This window comes from Paraburkholderia sp. BCC1885, assembly GCF_900996235.1.
In the GTDB taxonomy this organism is placed as follows: Bacteria; Pseudomonadota; Gammaproteobacteria; order Burkholderiales; family Burkholderiaceae; genus Paraburkholderia.
On the sequence record NZ_CAAJGM010000111.1, the window covers coordinates 481,946 to 498,788 of the forward strand.

At 66.7% G+C, this 16,843-nt stretch carries 15 protein-coding genes; 2 read left to right on the top strand and 13 right to left on the bottom strand.

Annotated elements, in window-relative coordinates; genetic code table 11:
* Positions 1 to 30 precede the first annotated feature (30 nt).
* The 13 genes from FQ755_RS11125 to FQ755_RS11185 all read right to left on the bottom strand — a co-directional run bounded on the left by FQ755_RS11125 (position 31) and on the right by FQ755_RS11185 (position 13,255).
* Positions 31 to 1,422, bottom strand: coding sequence for a sigma 54-interacting transcriptional regulator (locus FQ755_RS11125; protein WP_144154007.1), 1,392 nt, complete (start codon positions 1,420 to 1,422; stop codon positions 31 to 33).
* Between the two features lie 10 nt (positions 1,423 to 1,432).
* Positions 1,433 to 3,259 carry a TadG family pilus assembly protein gene (locus FQ755_RS11130; RefSeq protein ID WP_144154009.1) on the bottom strand — a complete coding sequence of 609 codons (1,827 nt, stop codon included), beginning with the start codon at positions 3,257 to 3,259 and terminating at the stop codon, positions 1,433 to 1,435.
* Position 3,260: 1 nt separating this feature from the next.
* Positions 3,261 to 3,632, bottom strand: a complete 372-nt coding sequence (locus tag FQ755_RS11135; protein WP_144154011.1) for a DUF3613 domain-containing protein — start codon at positions 3,630 to 3,632, stop codon at positions 3,261 to 3,263.
* A 24-nt stretch (positions 3,633 to 3,656) separates the two neighbouring features.
* Positions 3,657 to 4,475 carry a pilus assembly protein gene (locus FQ755_RS11140; protein WP_144154648.1) on the bottom strand — a complete coding sequence of 273 codons (819 nt, stop codon included), beginning with the start codon at positions 4,473 to 4,475 and terminating at the stop codon, positions 3,657 to 3,659.
* 57 nt (positions 4,476 to 4,532) lie between these two features.
* Positions 4,533 to 5,549 carry a type II secretion system F family protein gene (locus FQ755_RS11145; protein WP_144154013.1) on the bottom strand — a complete coding sequence of 339 codons (1,017 nt, stop codon included), beginning with the start codon at positions 5,547 to 5,549 and terminating at the stop codon, positions 4,533 to 4,535.
* Complete coding sequence (locus FQ755_RS11150) at positions 5,549 to 6,580, bottom strand: type II secretion system F family protein (protein WP_144154015.1); 1,032 nt, start codon at positions 6,578 to 6,580, stop codon at positions 5,549 to 5,551. The genes FQ755_RS11145 and FQ755_RS11150 overlap by 1 nt, the downstream gene beginning before the upstream one ends.
* Positions 6,573 to 7,931, bottom strand: a complete 1,359-nt coding sequence (locus tag FQ755_RS11155) for a CpaF family protein (RefSeq protein WP_144154017.1) — start codon at positions 7,929 to 7,931, stop codon at positions 6,573 to 6,575. Before FQ755_RS11155 ends, FQ755_RS11150 begins: the two co-directional genes overlap by 8 nt.
* Before the next feature lie 3 nt (positions 7,932 to 7,934).
* Positions 7,935 to 9,176: a fimbrial protein gene (locus FQ755_RS11160; RefSeq protein ID WP_144154019.1), complete on the bottom strand. Its 1,242-nt coding sequence runs from the start codon at positions 9,174 to 9,176 to the stop codon at positions 7,935 to 7,937.
* Between the two features lie 148 nt (positions 9,177 to 9,324).
* Entirely contained in the window at positions 9,325 to 10,761 is a 1,437-nt protein-coding gene (locus FQ755_RS11165) for a type II and III secretion system protein family protein (protein ID WP_144154021.1), read from the bottom strand.
* A 40-nt stretch (positions 10,762 to 10,801) separates the two neighbouring features.
* A complete protein-coding gene (gene cpaB, locus FQ755_RS11170; protein WP_144154023.1) occupies positions 10,802 to 11,734 on the bottom strand; it encodes a Flp pilus assembly protein CpaB in 933 nt (310 codons plus the stop codon).
* 91 nt (positions 11,735 to 11,825) lie between these two features.
* A complete protein-coding gene (locus tag FQ755_RS11175; protein WP_260858497.1) occupies positions 11,826 to 12,323 on the bottom strand; it encodes a TadE/TadG family type IV pilus assembly protein in 498 nt (165 codons plus the stop codon).
* Positions 12,320 to 12,817 carry a prepilin peptidase gene (locus FQ755_RS11180; protein WP_144154027.1) on the bottom strand — a complete coding sequence of 166 codons (498 nt, stop codon included), beginning with the start codon at positions 12,815 to 12,817 and terminating at the stop codon, positions 12,320 to 12,322. The genes FQ755_RS11175 and FQ755_RS11180 overlap by 4 nt, the downstream gene beginning before the upstream one ends.
* A 171-nt stretch (positions 12,818 to 12,988) precedes the next feature.
* Entirely contained in the window at positions 12,989 to 13,255 is a 267-nt protein-coding gene (locus FQ755_RS11185; RefSeq protein ID WP_313957447.1) for a Flp family type IVb pilin, read from the bottom strand.
* 555 nt (positions 13,256 to 13,810) lie between these two features.
* On the opposite strand from FQ755_RS11185, the gene FQ755_RS11190 reads away from it, so the two are divergent.
* Both FQ755_RS11190 and FQ755_RS11195 read left to right on the top strand, forming a co-directional pair.
* Entirely contained in the window at positions 13,811 to 15,244 is a 1,434-nt protein-coding gene (locus FQ755_RS11190; RefSeq protein WP_144154029.1) for a collagen-like triple helix repeat-containing protein, read from the top strand.
* 136 nt (positions 15,245 to 15,380) lie between these two features.
* Positions 15,381 to 16,820, top strand: a complete 1,440-nt coding sequence (locus tag FQ755_RS11195; protein WP_144154031.1) for a collagen-like triple helix repeat-containing protein — start codon at positions 15,381 to 15,383, stop codon at positions 16,818 to 16,820.
* Positions 16,821 to 16,843: the final 23 nt, after the last annotated feature.

Sequence of the window (16,843 nt, forward strand, 5' to 3'; positions counted from 1 at the left end):
TAGTACATCCACCTCATATCCATCTCATTATTACTCACTTTCGCGTGTTTCGGGTTCCTCGTCGAAAATTTGGTACTTGCGCATTTTCTCCCACAACACCTTCCGGCTGATGCCTAGCGTGCCAGCCGTATCCTGCCTGCGCCAACCGTTTGCGTCCAGTGCGGCAAGCACGCGATTACGCTCGGTCATGTCCCATTTGCTGCGATCCACCAGCACTTCGGCGGCGCTCTCGGCCGGCACCGGCTGGTTGCTGCGGGCGAGCGCCAGCAGCCGTTGCAGACGCGCCGCATCCCAGCTGCCGACCTGGCGCACCGTCACGCCGATCCGCTCGGCGAGGTTGCGCAGTTCGCGCACGTTGCCGGGGAAATAGGTGTCGGCGACCGCGTCGGCCAGCCAGTACGGGATGTCGGGCAAGGCGGCGAGTTTCTCCGCCCCCACCACCGAAGCGATAAAGGCCTTGAAGATGGCGATCTTGTCGACCGCGCCGCGCTCCTCCAGCGACGGGATTTTCAGCTCAATCACCGCCAGCCGGTAGTAAAGGTCGGCGCGAAAAGCGCCGTCCTTGACGAGTTGCGGCAGGTGCCGGTGGCTGGCGGCCACCAGCCGGAAGTCGAGCTTGATGGGGGTGGCCGAGCCGATCCGCGTGACCGCGCTGTCCTCCAGCACGCGCAGCAGCTTGACCTGCTGATAAAGCGGCAGGTCGCCGATTTCGTCGAGGAATAGCGTGCCGCCGTCAGCCTGTTCGAAATAGCCTTTGTGGGCGACCACCGCGCCGGTGAACGAGCCTTTCGAATGGCCGAAGAACAGCGACTCGAACAGGCCGTCCGGAATCGCGCCGCAGTTCACCGGCACGAACGGCCCCTGGCCGTAACGGCGATGCTTTTCGTGCAGCAACTGGGCGATGCGCTCCTTGCCGACGCCCGTCTCGCCGTGCACCAGCACGCTGGTGTCGCAGTCGGCGAAGGTGTCGACTTCGTGCAGCAGCGCCTGCATGCATTCGGAATTCGCCACCAGCGCGCTCGATTCGAGCGTCTGCGCGGTGTGCGCGCGCATTTGCAGCACCAGCTTGGTGACCATGCCGCGCAGTTCCGCGCAGGTGAAATCGAGTGGCAGGATGTGCGAGTACTCGGACGGATACATGGCCGGATCGTGGTCGCGCGGCGCGGCGCCCACCCACACCACCGGTATGCCGTGCGCCGCCTGCCAGTCGCGCAGGATCAGCGCGCCGCTGTCGATAACCGAGACGCTGATGATGGCCAGCGACGGCCGCAACGCGGTGCGCTCGGGAGAGATGGCGAGATCGTCGGCGCGGATCACCTCGACGTCGAAGCTCGCCATGCAGCGCGCGACCCGGTCGACGATGTCGGCCTTGCCTTCCCAAACGTAGATATCGAGTTCGTCGATTTTGGCGGTGGTTCTCATTGGCGAGGAATCAGTAAACCAGTTGGGCCTGACCGCAGGCGAGTCCGAGGTCGTGGACCGTGCTGACGCCGATCTGGACACCCAGCAATTGCAATAGAGGGACGAGGAGTGCGTCGAGGGAGATCAGGACGGGGCTGAGCAACGTATTCACGGCAGTCAGCAGCGGCTGCAGTACCGCTGCGAGGACACTGCCGGGGTTAGCGCCCGCCACGGTCAAGGACAACGACGAAAGCAGGTTGTTGCTGATCTGTGTCAACAGGTAGCTGGACTCCGCACCCACGGCGTTGGAGTTGCTGGACTGATAGTCATCTGAATCGCCCCAGATGCCATTGAACGTCAACGGCGTCGGAGCAGGCGGCTGAACCTGGAATTGCAGCCCTTGATTGGTGGCGGTGTTGCCGACGGAAATATCGATCAGCGAAAGATTGAGCAACAGAGGCACCGAAAGACTGGCGCTAGTGATCACCGCAGGCTGACTACAGGTTGGCGCCGTCGTCGTATTGGCAAAATCACTGGCGACATCGCCGCCGACGCATACGTAAGCGAGGCCCGGTTGCGCGCCGATCACGCTCTGGCTCGTCGCCTTGCTGGCGGTGCATTGCGTACTCTGCAGCGTAGCCGTACCCGGTCCGACTTCAATATAGACGGGAAGGTTTAGCGCATTCACCGTCACCAGCCCCAGGTTCAGATTGACCAGATTGATGTTCAGATAAAGCCGCACATCCGCCGAATGCGCACTGGTTCGCCACGTCCCGTCGGCATTTTGCCCCGCCTCGCCCACCGCGATCACCGGCGGCTCAATAATCTTGACCTTCGCCGTCACGCTCGCCAGCGGCGCCAGATTGAGCGCCGTGCCGAGGTCGATGGCCGATTGGCCCTGCTGCGCGACCTCGGCGGCCACCAGCAGCGTGTCGAGCAGATTCACGGTGGCGCTGGCCGCGGCTTGCGGATCGTTGAGCGCCACGGCGAGCAAACCATTGGTGCTCCCCGTACTGCCGAGCGCCACGTTCAGACCGGGCGGAATCGCCGCCTGGATCGTGCCCAGATCGGTGATCGCGGTGACACCGAGCGTCGCGCTCTGGCCGGCGGCCGTAGTCATCGCCGATACGAGTTTGGCGAGCGATACCTGAGCCCCGAGCAACTGGCTCATCGAGCCGACGCCGAGCGCGGTCGCCAGATCGCCCAGCTTGATCTGGGTCGTCGCCAGCCCCTGATACGACGCCACGCTCAGGTTCAGATTGCTGCCGCCGAGCAAGCCGTTCAGCAGCCCGTTCAGTAAACCGCCCGACAGGCTCGCCACGGTCGGCGTCAGCGAAAACGAGCGGATATTGGTCGCCTCGGCGGTGGCCACCGCCTGCACCACCCGCGCCGGCCCCACAAAGAAATACGGCACGGTCTCGCTGACCGTCACCTGCACCGCGTTCAGCGGTGCGCCGCTGGTCGAGAAATACGATTGCCCCGCGTTGGCCGTTGGATCCCAGCGGCCGCAGACGACCGCCACGCTCGCGGTACTATTGGTCAGGCCGTTGCCCTTCACGGCATTGTTCTGCGCCGAGGCGGTGGCCGCGGCGCAACCGTTGCCATTGCTGATGGTCTGCGCGCCGGCCGACGCGGCCAGATCGGCGGTGCGCTGCATCTCGCGGCGCACGAAATAGAGGTTGCCGACGTCGATCGCCCCCAGCGCCGTCAGCATGACGCCAAGGCAGAGCGCCGCGACGATCGCGGTCACGCCGCGCTGGCGTCGCGCCGACACGTGGCCCGAGCGGCCACGGCGCGTGACACGCGCGAGGCGCACGAAGCACGCGGTCCGCGAGGAGGACGATGCGGAGGCCGGCATATCAGTTCGACGACGGCGCGCCGCCCAACGAAGCGCCGCCGTTGCCCTGTCCGATCGACGAGCCGTAGAAATCGGGGATCTTCGAATTGAACGACTCCAGATAGCGCTTGTAGGCGAGACTCGCTTCCGAGCCGAGCATCGGCTGCTCGGGCGCGGCCTGCGTATTGCCGCGCTGAAGCGCGAGCCACTGGCTCGTCGCATGGTCGATTTCGCTTGCGCGCACCGGCGCCGCCGACTGTGCGCCGTCGCTCTGCGCGCGCGCCGCCTGCATGCCGCCTATTGCCACGAGCGCGAGCACCAGCCACGCCGCTCCACGTCCGCGTCCGCGTCCGGCAAGATGCCGGGTGACCCGATTCGTTTGCTGTTTTTTCATGTTCCCTCCCCCTTGCACCGCCCGTTATTGCGAGAACCGCTGCAGCAGGCGCGGCGCGGGCCCGGCGGCCGGCGCGCTGACCACCGGCGTCGCCCGGGCTTCCTGCTGCACCTGCGCCGCGCGTTGCTGCGCCCAGCGGGCCGCCGTCACTTTGACGGCATCCCGGCGAATCGCCGCGCGCACCTCCGGCGTCAATTTCTGCTGATCCATCAGCGCGGCGGCGTGCGTCTCGTCGCCATTGGCGATCAGATACAGCGCCACATTGCTGGCAATCTTCTGATTGCTTCCGTCGAGTTGCGCCGCCTGCATGAGCGGCACCCGCGCGCTGTCGATGTCGCCTTCACGCAGCTTTGCGTAACCAAGATCCGACAGCGTCGACGGATCGGTCGGCGCGAGGCGCGCCGCCTCCTGCAACTGCCGCGCGGCGCCACCGAAGTCGCCCGCCGCGCCGGCAATCAACCCGAGTCCACGGTAGCCGCGCGCCGCCAGCGGCGTCTGCAGCAGCTTCGTGTAGGCGTCGGCGGCCGGACCCGGCTGGTCGGTCATGCGCAGCGCGTCCGCGCGCATCAGGATCGTGTCGGGCCGTGCGCCGTACTGCTTTTCGAATGCGTCGATGTGGGCGAGCGACGCGTAGTACAGCCCCTCCGTCTGCATCCGGCTGATAAGGTCGAGATACACAGCCGGCGTGTCCGGCGCGGGTTCGCGGCCAGCCTGCTGGATCTGCGCCTGACGTTCGGCCTGCGGCCCGACGCCATAGCCCGCCAGCGTCGAAGCACAACCGCCGAGCAGCGTCAGCGCCAAACTCGCGGCCAGATACGCGCCGCCGCCGCGCGCCAGCCGCATGGCAGCCTGGCGCCGCAGGAGAAAAATCGAGGTTGCGTCGTCATTCATTAGCATTGCCTAATGTTTCGTCATCACTAGCGAGTGCGTGACCGACAGCACGCCGGGACCGGCGGTCACGATCAGGAGCGCCGGCAGCAAGGTCAGGATCATCACGCCCGTCATCTTCACCGCGAGACGTCCGATCTGCTCACGCAGCATGGCGCGGCGGGTTTCGCGCAGGCGTTCGCCGAACTGCTTCAGCGGTTCCTGCACGGCGCCGCCGTGACGGTCCACCTGCACCAGCAGACGCACGATCGCGCGCAGATCTTCATTGCCATAACTCGTGGCGAGCCGCTGCAGCGACTGCTCGCGGGTGCGTCCGGTGGCGAACTGGCGCTGGGCAATTTCCAGCTCGCTCGACAGCACCGGCAGCACGCCGCGGAAATCGCTCACCATCACCTGCAAGCTCTGATCGATCGACAAGCCGACGCCCTGCAACAACCGCAACAGGTCGACCAGCATCGGCAATTCCTCGATCACGCCGCGCCGCCGCTTGCTGGCGCGCCGCTGGATAAACACCTTCGGCAGCATGAAACCGACGATCAGCGCGGCCACCACCAGGGCGATGTAGCGCCGCCCGTCGATTTGGCCGCCCGCGAGCGCGCCGGCGATAAACGGCAAGCCCAGCGCGCAACCGACCCGCGCAAACAGAAACAGCCCGCGCGCCCGCGTATCGACGAACCCGCATTGTTCGAGCATGCGGCGGTCTTCATCGGCAACCAGCTGCCGGCCGAACGGTGTGTCGAGCCAGCGGATGCCGGTGTGCGCGAAGCGTTCCAGCATCGCTTTCCAGCCGGTGGCACGCAGCGTCTTCTGAACCTTTTCCGGCGCATTGGCGAGCCCTTCCGCACGCCGGGCCGCGGCGCTGGCGGCGGCCAGCGCCGCGCTTTGCTGCGCGCGTTCGTCGAGCGCGTGCACCAGCGTGCGTTCGCTGCGGCGCGCGGCGGCCAGCTTCACCAGCAGCAACCCGCCCAGCAACAGCAGCGCCAGGGCAACCAGCGCGAGTGCAAGCGCGGCGATCAGATCGGCACGCATCAGGACCTCCGCAGCCGCGTCAGGCGGTACAGCAAAAAGGCGCCGCCAATCTGCAGCGCAAACGCCACGTAGATCAGCTCGCGGCCGAACGGATCGAACCACATCGCGCCGAAATAGCGCGGATTCGACAGCATCAGGAAGCCGCCGATACCGACCGGCAACAGCGCAAGAATCCATGCCGACAAGCGCGTCTCCGCCGACATCGCCGACAGTTCGCGCTCGGCCTGTTCGAGGTCGCGCATGAAGGACGCCATGCGGTCGAGCATGACATCGGCGCGGCCGCCGTATTTGACCGACAGACGCAACACGGCGCCCACCAGTTCGAGCTCCGTCGCGCCGTACAGCACCGCGGCCTGCGACAGCGCGCGGTCGATTTCGACGCCGGTGCGCAGCATCCGCGACACATAATCGAGGCACTCGCGCAGCGGCGTCTCGGTGTTCTGCATCGCGCCCTGGAACGCCGCCGGCACGCTATTGCCGAGGGTGATCAAACGCACGATGCCGTCGAGAAACGACGGCAATTGCCGCAAGATCGCCTGGCGGCGTTTCTGCGTGCGCATCGAGACGATGAAGGCAACGAAGCACAGGCAGGCCATCAAGGTGACGGCCGCGGCCAGCCAGCCGCCCTCGCGCGCCGCCCAGAAGCACAGCCAGATCGATACGCCGGCCACGATCAGGAGGGTCGTGCGCACGTTGGCAATGCCCGCGCGGCTCATGGTGTTGTCGATCTGGAAACGCGCCCGCGCCGTCAGATAAGTCAAACGCGCCCGCGCACCGGCTCGCGCTTCGGGTGCCGACGGCGCCACGCCGCCGTGGCTCGCGGCCGCCGGCCGCGACGCTGCCACCCGGGTCGTGCCGCCGACACCACTGACACCGCCGACACCGCCTGGCGCCGTCGACGCCATCCGGCTGTCGATAAACCGTTGCGTGCTCGCGCGCTCCTCGCGTTGCGCGCCGCGTTGCCATAACAGCAACGCCGCGGCCGCGCATAGCAGCGCGAGCGCCGCGAAGAGCACGGTGGAGCTAGACATTGAAGCCCCCGCCGAAGCCGCCACCGCCAAAGCCGCCGAACCGGCCGCCCTGCTCGGGTGTGCCGCCAAGCGCCTGCCGGAAACGCGAGAGCTTCGGCGAATGCGGATGGATGCCGAGCGAGACCCACTGGTCGAGTTCTTCGCCTTCCTGCGACAGGACCGGCTCGTAGCGGTATAGCTCCTGCGAGGCGATGATGTTGTCCGATAGCCCCGTCACCTCGGTGACCGACAGGATGCGCCGCCGCCCGTTCGACAACCGGCCGATCTGCACGATGAAGTCGATCGCGTTGGCAATCTGCCGGCGCAGGCTCGATTCCGTGCCCTGAAAGCCCGCGAAGCCCGCCAGCATTTCGAGCCGGTACAGACACTCGCGCGGCGAGCTGGCGTGCACCGTGCCCATCGAACCGTCGTGGCCGGTGTTCATCGCCTGCAGCATTTCCAGCACTTCGCCGCCGCGCACTTCGCCGACGATGATGCGGTCGGGCCGCATCCGCAAGGTGTTGCGCAACAGGTCGCGGATCGTCACCACGCCCGCGCCGTCGAAGCCGCCCGGCCGGCTTTCGAGCCGCACCACGTGCGGGTGGTTCAGCGAGAGTTCGGCGGTGTCTTCGATCGTCACCACCCGTTCCGCTTCGGGAATATGAAACGCCAGCGCGTTGAGCAGCGACGTCTTGCCCGAACTCGTGCCGCCCGACACCAGCACGTTGCAGCGCGCCGCCACCGCCGCTTCGAGCAGCGCGCCGATCTCCGCGTTGTAGGTGCCGTTGCCGAGCAGATCCTCGGGACGCATCGGGTCTTTGCGGAATTTGCGGATCGAGACGATCGGCCCGTCGATCGAGAGCGGCTCGATCACCACGTTGACCCGGCCGCCGTTCGGCAGGCGCGCGTCGACCATCGGATTCGATTCGTCGAGGCGTCGGCCGATCGGCGCGAGAATGCGCCGCACGATGCGCAGCAGATGCGCGTTGTCGGCGAAACGCACGGGGATTTTGGTGAGGATGCCGTGACGCGAGACGTAGACGTCGTTGTAGCCGTTGATCAGGATGTCTTCGACGGCGGCGTCATTGAGCAGGTCCTCGATCGGACCGAAGCCTGCCAGTTCCTTGGTGAGCGCCTCGGCGATCAGCCGCACCTCGCTCTCGTTGATCGGAATGCGCCGCAGCCGCACGAAGCTGTCCATTTCCAGGTCGACGAACTGGTTGATCGCGTTGCGCGACCAGCGGCCGAACTCGGCGCCGAGTTCCTCGATCCGCGTGAGCAGGTGCTCGTGCGCCGCGTTCTTGATGTCCTGGAACTGCTGGCTATGCGCGAACGCAGGCGCGTCGTCGGCAAATTCGATGTCTTTAGCCATCGTCTATGACCGCTTGTTGGAAGTTGGGATGAAGCGCTTGAAAGCGCCGAGCGCGGACTTGCCGCGTGCCTGCGCGGCGGCTCGCGCCGCGCCGCCGAGGCGCTCGACCAGCGGTTCGAGCGCGCGCACGTAGGGGTCGCGCGCGGACGCCTCGATCAGCAGTTGTCCCTGATTGACCGCCTGGCCGAGCGGCACGCGCCGCTCCGGCAGCGTGCCGAGCAGGGGGATGTCGAGCCGCTGGGCGATCTGCGCGGCGGTGAGGCCGAGATCGGGATCGAACTTGTTGACGAGCAGACGCACCTGGCTCACGTCCACGCCCTCTTCGCGCAAGGCGTCGAGCACGCCGACCGCCGAGACGATCGACGCCACGCCCTGGTCGCACAGCAGCCACGTTTCGTCCGCGGCCTTGACGACGTGGGCGATAAATTCGCTGTTGCTGAAACCGCCGAGATCGACGATCTGCTGGTCGAAGAAAGCACGCAGCCGGTTCAGCAGGCTGATGGAACTGGAGTAGGACACCTCGCGCATGTCGGCCAGATTCGGCGGCAGCGAGCTCAGCGCGAGACCGCTCGTATGATGCGAGAGCGCGGTGGTCACGAAGGTCTGGTCGAAGCGGCGCAGGTTGCGCACGGCTTCGACGAAATTGAATTCGCTGCGCGTGTTGAGCAGCAGCGAGCCGTCGCCGGCCGGCAAGCCCAGATCGAACAGCGCCGTCTGCCGGCCCTGCGACGCGTCGCGCCGGTGCAACATGGCCGAGAGATTCGCCGCCAGCGTGCTCACGCCCATGCCCACCCGCGCGCCGAGCAGCACCGTGAGATGACCGTGACGGCTGACCGGTTCGACCAGATTGTCGATCACCTGGCGCGTGATGCGCAGCGCGTCTTCAGCCGGCGCGGACAGATCGACGAAATCGCGCACACCGGCGCGCAGCGCGGCGAGCGCGCTTTCCGGCTCGGCGAGCGAACCGACCGCGACGATCTGCATGCCCGGATAGGCGGCGCGGGCCGCACTCGCCGCGGCGCTCGCGGCGGCCGCGCGGCCGCCGGTGAAATCGACGAACACCAGCGACGGGTTCAACGCCGCGATGCGCTGGGTCAGCATCGACGGATCGAGCGTCACCTGTTCGACCGCGCCTGCCGCCACCAGCGTATCGGCGAGCCATTGAACGTGCTCGTCGGCCAGCGACGCGAACACGAAGTAGTCGGTGATCACCCGTTCAGTCAATGAATGCGTTCTCGCGTTCATGTTGGACATCCCTTTGCGACCGGAACTTCAAGGCCGCCAAATCCTGCCGCTCACCTCTACGGCTGGCCGGCGCCCATGCGCCGTGTGCCATCCGCCCTTCCGGGCGCGACGTCGCGCGGCAGTCGCCGCGCCGCGTCGCGCACCATGCTCACTTCGAGAAACCCGGCGCGGCATCCGGCGACGCGACGCCGCCCAGCACCGAGCGCCACACCGCGCCGTCACGCTGCTCCGACTGCTCGCCGGGTGTCGAGGGCAACGCGGCGCCTCTGGCAATCGGCGAGACCAGATGCGGCGTGACGATGATCACCAGTTCCTTGTCGGCCTGCGAATAACTCAACTGCTTGAAGAAGGCGCCGATGATCGGCAGGTCGCCGAGCAACGGCACCTTCGACACATTCGAAATGGTCTCGCGGTCGATCAGGCCGCCAATCAGGAAACTCTCGCCGTCGCCCAGTTCGACCGTCGTGTCGGCGCGCCGCGTCGTGATGGCCGGCACCGAAATGCCGTTGATCGTGATGGCGTTCGTGAAGTCGAGTTCGCTCGCCTCCGGCGCCACCTTCAGCGCAATCCGCTCGGGGCTCAGGACCGTCGGCGTCAACGTCAGACCCACGCCATAGGGCTTGTATTCGATCGACACCGTGCCGAGCGCCTGCGGCACCGGCACCGGAATCTCGCCGCCGGCGAGGAAGCTCGCGCTTTGGCCCGACAGGGCGACCAGCGTCGGCTCGGCCAGCACGCGCGCGAGGTTGTTGCTTTCCATCAGGCTCAGGTCGCCACTGATGCCATGCGTAACCGAGTTGAACACCAGGTTAAAGGCCGACGAAATCGGCGCAGTGGAGTTGAAGGTCGGCGACGATCCGAAAGTTGCCGAAGTCAGCGCGGACGGCGCAAACGAGCCGAACGAGAAGCCGTTGTTCGACTTGAGGATGTTCAGCCCGATCTGCTTCAACACCGTCCGGCTGAACTCCACCACCCGCACGTCCACCTGCACGACGGAGCGCGTGGCCACCGTCGAAGCATCCACCACAATCCCCTCGCCACCGCCTGCCGCCCCTCCTGCCGGGCCGCCGCCGTCCTTCCCGCCTTTGCCGCCCGCCGCGCTATCCAGGCCGCTGCCCTGCGCCGCCGAACGGGCGCGTGCTTCGGTTTGCGCCACCGCAACGGCGCGCTCGTGCTGCTCCATCGAGGCCGCCGAACCCGAGATCAAGGCCGTGTCGCCCGCCGTCTTCACGTCCGGCGTGCCCGGTCCCAGCAAAGCGGTCGAAGCCGCCGTGGTCACGTTGACGGTGTAAGACATCGGTGCGTCATGGTTACGCTCCCAAAGCAGCAGATTGGTCGTACCCGGCGATTTGCCGATGAGCAGCACGCCGCCGCGCCTGTCGCCGCGCACGATCAGGACGTCGGCCACCGTCGGGTCGCCGACCGCGATCCGCTGCAAGCTATGGCCGAGCGCCAGCGACTGCTGCGAGCCCACCGTCACGCTGACCGTCTGCGACCCGTCGGCCGCCTCGCTAACCGGCGCGATAGCCAGCGACGCCACGCACAACCACGCCGCCATCCCGCACGCAAGAATCCGTTTTGTCATTTTCTTATGGGCTCAACCGCCCGCCCGTTCCCTGAAGCTGCTATCGGGCGACCGTTTCGGCGCGCCCACCCCGTATCACTTCGATACCATCGTTTGTCCTCGCCGCGGCCCGCGTGGTGGGTCGAGCTACCGGCGTGACCGGCTGTGCATGCGCGCCTGCATTGCCTGCGGCGCCGGCCAATTGATCGAGCGCGACGCCGGCCGCGGCGCGCGTCGAATCCTGGGTCGCATCCGCCGCCGGTGCATTGGCGGCAATCTTCAGCACGCCTGCCGGCTGGGCGAACGCAGCCGGATCGACTACTTCGTCATCCTTCGGATTGCGCAAGGCGAACACGAGACGTCCTGAGGTTTCAGCGAGGGTCAACTGGTCGACCGCGGCGACCGGCACGGCCAGCACCGCCGTGCGTATCATGCCGTTCGCGTCGCCCGGGTTGTCCGCGCCCGGCGTGGCATTGCCGAACGCCAGCACACGCACCTTCGACATCAGCAGACGCGCCTGGCTGCGGTCGACTTCAGCGCCGCTCGCGCCGTTGCCTTCGCGCTTGAGCGTAAAGAACACGTCGACCAGGTTGCCCGGCCGCAGGCGGTTGCCGACGGCGTTGCTTTCATCGACACGTACCGCCACCGCGCGCTGTCCCGGCTCGACCTGCTCGGCCATGCCCGACGACAACTGCGCCTCGAGCACCGGCGACTCGGCGCCGATGTCGGAAGTCGGCACGCGGCCCACCAGCATCGACGGATCGCCGAATGCGCCGTTCGGGTTGATCGGCAGCGACTGCACGCGCAGCGCATCGACGGTGATGGGTTTGCCCGCGGGCAGCACGCGCGTGGCCACCACGACCGGGAAGGTGGCCTGCGCCACCGGCGCGACGGGATGCGACACCGGCCGGCGCGACAGCGTCCACGCGAACACGCCGAGCAACAGCGCGAGCGCGATCAGCACACCGGCGAGGATGCGGGTCAGATTCGGCATGACGTCGCGCCCTGTCGTTGCCGCGAGATCTCACCGAAGGCAAACTGACGTCGATCACGCATGAACGGAAACCCCGCAGCCAATGCACACATCACAGTATGTTTTCCGGGTTGAGTTGCACGGTCGCGCTGCTCACCAGCGAAGCAGGCAAGGCGAAATTCGTGAGCGGCAAGGTGGGCACCAGCGGGCCGTTCTTATAGTCGTAGGTCAGCGTGACGATCACGCAGTCCATGGTTCCGTCATAGCTGCACGGATTCGAAGTGGAGACGCATTTAGCCGAACTCATCAACGTGGCCACGAGTCCCTGCGCCGTGCTGCAGGCGGCGGACGTGCGCGCCGCCAGGGCCGCGGCCGGGGTGGTGGCGGATTTGTAGTTGAGTGCGGAGCGCGCGCCTTCTTCGGCGGCCAGCGTCAGGTTCTGCTGCGCGACGAAGATCAGCGTATAGGTCACGATCCCGTAGAGCATGACGAAGAACAGCGGGAAAACCATCGCGAATTCGACGCCAGCGGTGCCGCGCATGCGGCGCGAGTGCGGCGCGGTGGTCCGACCGGATCGGCGCTTCGCCCGTTGATAAGCAGTCCGTTTCATTGCACACCCGCCGCGAAGGCGTGCCATGCCATCCAGCTCATGGCCGGTACGGTGAGGCAGGCTACATAGGGAGTGGCGCGCTTGCCGGCCACTTCGAAGGTCGGTGCGCCGGCGCGCCCGATGGCGGCCAGCCGTGTGCGGGTGGACATCAGCAACCAGACTGCATGGATGCCCGCCAGCAGACTCGCGGCAATCCATAGCCCAACCAGTGCATGCATGCCGCACCAGGCGCCCAGCACGGCGAATACCTTGACGTCGGCGGCGCCCATCACGCCCATCGCGAAGAACGGCAACAACGCGCCAAGGCCAATGAGCGCGCCAAGCACCGCCTGATCCAGGGAAATGCCGAATGGGCCGTGGCCGAGCGCGGCACACGCCAGCGCCGCTGCCAATCCGGCAACGACGAGCGCGTTCGACACGCGCCGGCTGCGGCAGTCGCAAACGGCAACGCTCGTTGACCACGCAACGAATAGAGAATCGCTAAGCAGATTCATGTCGGACTCGACGGACGAGATAAACCGATACGGGTTGCATGCGCAACCCGTATCCGCTTTATTTGGCAATGCTCTTCTGAGGCGCAACAAGGCAACCGGCACGCAGGCCGATGATTAACTCAATACGCTTGCAGGAATTGCCGCCGCCAAACCTTTAGCTGTGAATAGCGATTAGGTCCCCGTCGGAGTCAGAGCGGTGACGATGCTGGTGAATACACCTTGCAGCGCCGTCTCAACATTCTTCAGGCTCGTGACAAGAACCACCGCGATCAAACCGGCAACGAGTGCGTACTCGATTGCCGTAACCCCTTTGTTATCTCTCAGGAAACGTGTTGTGAACTTTCTCATTTTCGCCCTCGGACTGGCAGTTTGATTCGTATTAACGCTGCTCGTGATGACTGTGTAGTCGGTGCCGTGATCGATGATTCTCTCGTTCATCGAACCGGGTCTATCGCACCGCACACCTTGTTCATCGCAGCCGGCTTCAAAGCAGAAAAATAATCTGGGCCGTCTGTTCGATATCGCACCTCCCTCGTCAATCTTTGATGCTTCCGGCTTTTATAGCGTACCAATCGTATTAAAGCAATTGCCGACTGTTGCGTGCGCGCTATTTTGTTTGAAGCCATCTGTCTAGCTAGATTAACGGCAGTTCGTGCGTTGCAACACATAGGACTAACCATAGGTTAGATTCGCTCCACTAATTATCTGTTTCAACAGGCCGTTTCAAGCAATCCGCCTCACACGTTACGCATCCCACCGTAACGCGCAGTCCGGCTCGTTACGTTACGCGGAACGCGAAACGCATTTCAAACGCGCTTATTCAGGCGCGCTTCCGATTCGATAAGCACTCCATCAATCGCGCGCAAATCCCTATCGCGCCTCGTTCACAGCCCTTTGCGCAAAAGCCGCCGCGCATTCCACAGTTGAAATGGCACGGGTGTTGCAGAGACAGGCACGCGGCACCATCCAAAACACATGCGATTCGAGGGCGACATGAACATTCAAACGGCTAACCTCACGGTACGGGCAACATTCATCGCGGCAGCGGTGGCAGCGGCGCTGTCATTGAGCGCTTGCGGAGGCTCGGGAACCCTGAGTTCGGGGACGGGAAGCAGCGGTAGCGGCAGTGCCGGGGGCGCACTGACGACGAGCAGCGGCGGCGGTTCGATGGGTGCGACGTCGGGCGGATCGGCCGGCTCGGGCGCAGGCGACATCACCGGTGGCGGCGGCACGACGACGACTACGACGACGGGCGGCGGCTCCACCACCACGGCTACGGCAAATGCACTCGGCACCGTGGCCGGCAATGCGGGCAACGTCGTCAGCAACGTGGGTTCGACTGTCTCGGGCATCGGCTCGGTGATCGGTTCGCAATCGCTGCCGGGCGTCAGCGCGGCAACGACTCAGGCAGCCGCAGGTATCGTGGAGAACGTGGGCGCGGCCGTCTCCACGCTCGGCAATGGTGTGACCTCAGGTCTCGGACAACTCGGCACCGGCGGCAATGCAATCGGCACCACGGTGTCGAGCGTCGGTGGCGTGGTCGGCAATGTCGGCGGCGCAGTGACCAGCGCCGGCAATCTCGTGACGAGCCTCGGCAGCGGTCCGCTCGCTCCGCTTGCCGCGGTGACCTCGCCGCTCGGCGGCCTCGTCGACACGCTCGGCGGCGCCGTCACCCAAGGTGGCAGCACGCTGACCACCGCCCTCTCGACCGGTCCGGTCGAACAGGTCACGCAGACACTCAGCACCGCCATCACGCCGATCACGTCGATGGTGGCTTCGACCACGCAAAGCGTCGGCACGGCAACCGGCCTCGGCGCACCGCTCGCCGGTGTGCTGTCGACGGTGGGCGGCGGACTCGGCAAGGCCGGCAGCCTGCTCGCCGCAGCCGGCGGCAACCCGGTCACGACCGGTCTCGGCAATGTCGTCAGCAGCACCGGCACCACGGTCAGCTCGGTGGGCGGCCTGCTGACGGGTGGCAGCAGCAACCCGCTGGCGCCGGTGACCGGCCTGCTCGGCGGCCTCACATCGGTTGCCGGTGGCGGCGCCGGCAGCGGCAGCCCGCTCGCTCCGCTGACCGGTCTGCTCGGCAGCGTGACGGGCGCCGCAGGCGGCGCCTCCGGCAGCAACCCGCTCGCCCCGGTGACGACACTCGTGTCGAGCCTGACCGGCGCCCTCAGCAGCGCGACCGGCGGCAGCAGCAGCCCGCTGGCTCCGGTGACGGGTCTCCTTACCTCGGTCACCGGCACGCTGACCGGCGTCACGACGACCGCAGCCAGCACGGTCAAGAGCACCACGACGACCACCGCCTCGACCAGCCCGATTGCCGGCCTGTCGTCGACCAGCGGCAGCGGTTCGGCCGGCGGCCTGCTCTCGCCTGTGACCTCGCTGGTGAGCGGTCTGCTCGGCGGTGTGACGACGAAAAAGTAACGAGGCCAACGAGCGGCCGCGCATGCGTGGCCGCTCGCCTCACCTGAACTGGGCGGCGCCGCTCAGAAACCGTTGCACCGGCGCGCGGAAACCATTCATTCAGACTCAAGACTCACGAGAGACCGAGGAGCACCCTATGTCCACCCCACGTTTTTTTGTTCCCGATGCGGCCTGCGCGACACTCTCGTCGCTGCGCATGCCGCTCACGGCACTCGCCGTCGCCTGCCTCCTCGCCGCTTGTGGCGGCAGCGACGTCACCGCGCCGCCGAGCGCCTCCAACGCCGGTAGCGGCGCGAGCGGCGGCACCACCAGCACCACCGGCACGGGCAGTGGCGGCGGCACAACCACCGGCAGCACCGGCAGCACCACGACGACGGGCGGTTCGAGCGGCACCGCGGGGGCCGTGACGACAGCCGCGCAAGCCGTCAACGATCTCGGCAACACGATCGCGTCGCAGTCGCTGCCGGGTGTCAACTCGCAGGTGACGAAGGGTCTCGGCAACACGGTCTCGGCCACCAGCGGCACGCTGACGTCGCTCGCCAACGCGGTGAGCAACGGCATCGGCCAGACCGGCTCGACGGCCAATCCGGTCGGCACCACGGTCGCGGGCCTGGGCTCGGTGGTGTCGTCGACGAGCGGGGTTGTGCAGGGCTTGAGCACCACGGTCGGCGGCCTCGGCAGCGGCCCGCTCGCTCCGCTGGCGCCGCTCACGACGCCGCTCGCCAGCACGCTCAGCACCGCCGCCAATGCACTCGACACAGGCGGCACGACGCTTGGCAACGTGTTGTCGTCGGCACCGGTGCAACAGATCACCCAGCCGGTCAGCACCGCCATCACGCCGATCGTGCAGAGCGCCGGCATCCTGACGCAGACGGTCGGCACGACCACCGGCCTCGGCGCACCGGTCTCCGGCGTGCTCGCGCAAGTGGGCGGCGCGCTCGGCTCAGCCGGTTCGACCCTCGCCTCGGCGACAAAAAATCCGCTCGGCACCGACGTCGGCAACCTGGTCGGCTCGCTCGGCAACACCGTCACGAATGCCGGCGGCCTCGTCAATCCGAACGGCCCGAACGGCGCCGCGCCGATTCCTGGTCTCATCACCAGCCTGTTGGGCAGCACCAGCGCCGTCGTGGCTAGCGGACCGCCCACCGGCGCCGCCGCCGGCGGCCTGCTCGGACCGTTGAACGCCACGCTGACGAGCCTTGGCCTCGGCGGCACGCCGCTCACTTCGGTGACCTCGCTGCTCGGCGGCTCGCCGCTCTCCGCGCTTACCTCGGCCACGGCGGGTACGCCGCTCGCGTCGGTCACGGGCCTGCTCGGCGCCGCTCCGCTCGGCTCGGTCACCTCGACGCTCGGCGGCGCCACCGGCGGCTCCAACCCGCTCGCCGCAGTGACGGGCGTGCTCGGCACCGTCACCACCGCCGCCAACGGCACGCCGGCCGGCTCGCTGCTGAGCCCGGTCACGGGCCTGGTTGCAACGGTCACCGGCACGCTCACCGCCGCAACCGGTTCTTCCGGCGGCACCACCGGCGGCGCGACCTCGCTGCTCGGCGGACTGCTGCCGACACAACATAAGTAGTCCACATTAGTGTCCCTATGATT